Source organism: Oleiphilus sp. HI0125 (assembly GCF_001635355.1).
This window is the reverse complement of the sequence record NZ_LWGF01000341.1, coordinates 1-503: the sequence shown is the minus strand read 5'-3', so window position 1 is coordinate 503 and position 503 is coordinate 1. Positions and strand designations below refer to the sequence as shown.

General features: G+C 41.6%; 1 pseudogene. It reads left to right on the top strand.

The window, feature by feature from the left end:
* A pseudogene (locus A3762_RS04830) lies at positions 1-454 on the top strand (hypothetical protein); the annotation flags it as partial.
* Between the last annotated feature and the right edge of the window lie 49 nt (positions 455-503).

Here is a 503-nt window from a genome sequence, read left to right as displayed (position 1 = left end):
AATTTGTCGACCTAAAGATCTAACATATTCAGATGCGCAAAAAGTTATTCACTACGCAATATCCCGGCTTGGTGCTGACTATGATGTTCGGCAAATCTTCGATCTACTGCGTTTTTTCTTCCCGTATTTAATTCTCCCCCGCAGATGGCGCTCAAGCTTGTTTTCTAAACATCCGGGTCAAACCACAAAAACGGTTTGCTCTACCATGATTGCCGAGGCCTTCGGTTCGATCCAATATCCGATCTTACCAATGATCAAGCGATCAGAAGCTGGTCATATTAATATTTACCGAAGAAATCCCAAGCTATGCACGCCAAGTGACTTCGATTACTCGCCTTATTTCGACATTATCAAATATCCTTTCATGAACTTTGCGCAATCTGAGCCAAGATATCGCCAATTGCCTTGGGTTACGGAAGAAAAGCTGGTTGAAGAAGACGAAGTAAAAAACTAGCTAAAACAGACAGATAGAGCCGCCTTATTAATACTATTTCGACACTTAA